The sequence below is a fragment of the Nostoc sp. PCC 9305 genome (assembly GCF_963920915.1).
Lineage (GTDB): Bacteria > Cyanobacteriota > Cyanobacteriia > Cyanobacteriales > Nostocaceae > Nostoc.
In genome coordinates this window covers 1-247 of sequence record NZ_CAWUDN010000305.1, presented here as the reverse complement: position 1 = coordinate 247, position 247 = coordinate 1, and the positions used below count along the sequence as shown (strand labels likewise).

Below are 247 nucleotides of genomic sequence, written 5' to 3'. Positions count from 1 at the left end.
GCCAGCCGGCGCCATCGCCCTGGCCCCCAATGGCGCGGACCATTTCGCCCGCCTAACGCCGGACCTGCAGGCTCCGGCGCGGCTCGGGCTCGAAGGCCATCCTTTCTTCTTGGCCCTGGGCAATCTGGCGCCCAACAAGAACATTCCGGTGATGATCCGCGCTCTGGACCGCCTGGCCGATCCAGAGGTGCGCCTGGTTCTGGTCGGGGGCCAGGACGACAAGGTGTTCTGCCGCCTTCACGCCGAC

Annotated in this window: 1 protein-coding gene; it reads left to right on the top strand. The window is 68.4% G+C overall.

The window, feature by feature from the left end:
- A partial coding sequence (locus ACM0OX_RS35845) for a glycosyltransferase (protein ID WP_414519983.1) occupies window positions 1-247 on the top strand: 247 nt, incomplete at both ends.